The organism is uncultured Campylobacter sp., from assembly GCF_938045205.1.
GTDB lineage: Bacteria > Campylobacterota > Campylobacteria > Campylobacterales > Campylobacteraceae > Campylobacter_B.
Window position 1 is genome coordinate 1 of the sequence record NZ_CALIMY010000074.1, and the last position, 1,185, is coordinate 1,185.

Sequence of the window (1,185 nt, forward strand, 5' to 3'; positions counted from 1 at the left end):
AAATAAAAATTTTAGATAAAATTTCGACCAAGCAAGCTGCGAGCTTAAATTTAAAAAGCAAAATTACAAGATGAAATTTTAAAAGCCTTTTGGTCGCAGCGCCTCGCGGCGCGTTATTAAATTTGAACCCGCGCGCCCTACTCGCCGCTTTTGCCCGCTTTTATCATCTTTATAAATTCCTTTGCGAGCTTGGAGGGCTTTTTATACACGACCGAAAACGACACGTCCAAAAGCGGCTCATCAGCGACGTCAAAGAGCGTGATGTAGTCTTTCTGCGTCTCAAAAATGTACCGTGCGAAGCTGAAACTCACGCAAAGCCCCGCCGCGACCATCGCGTTAGCCACGTAAAAATAGGAGGTGTCACAGAAAATTTGAGGCGTAAAGCCGGCGTTTTCAAATATCTTTTTGAAGTTCGATTCGCTTTTTAAAATTTTACTGCTAATTGCAAATTTATCGGATTTAAACTCGCTAAGTGCGATTTTAGGGTATTTCTCGGTAGAATTTATACTAGCTCGCGAAACGGCAGGATGCGAGGAGCAGACGCTTAGAAGCAGCCTGCGCTTTTTTATAAACTCGCACTCAAGCCCCTCCGCAGAAAGCTCGCCGAAGTGCGCGGCATAGACGATGTCAAGCTCACCGCTTTTTAGCATCTCGATGAGCGCGGGCTCGGAGTGGACATGCACGATCCTGATATCAGCCTTCGAAAACCTACTGCAAAAGACCGCGATGATCTTTTCGATAAATTTAAAGCTGGTCGAGGTCGCGCCGATGACGAGCTTACCCGTCTTGATAGACGAAAGCCCGCGGATTTCGTTATTTAGCTCCTTATTAAGCCTAAGCATATTTTTCGCTCTGGCGATGTAAATTTCGCCCGCGTATGTAAGCTCAAGGCCGTTTTTTCTATCGAAAATTTCGATCCCGAGCTCCTTTTCTAAAAGCATAATGCTCTTTGAAAGCGACGGCTGCGCTATTCCAAGTTCGTTCGCCGCTTTTGTAAAGCTTTTAAGCTCCGAAATTTTTACCGCAAATTCCATATGTCGCAGGCTCATTTTTTGCCCCTTCGGTTGAAATTTTATAGCCTTTAGCTATTAAATTATATACCAAATAACATTTGACTTACATAAAGATTTAATATAAAATTACGACATTAATCTTTAAGATTAAAAAATCTCTAAGTAAAGGGGC

At 43.0% G+C, this 1,185-nt stretch carries 1 protein-coding gene; it reads right to left on the reverse strand.

Features of this window, described 5'->3' with window-relative positions; genetic code table 11:
* Positions 1–137 precede the first annotated feature (137 nt).
* Complete coding sequence (locus Q0198_RS04230; RefSeq protein WP_297895377.1) at positions 138–1,049, reverse strand: LysR family transcriptional regulator; 912 nt, start codon at positions 1,047–1,049, stop codon at positions 138–140.
* Positions 1,050–1,185: the final 136 nt, after the last annotated feature.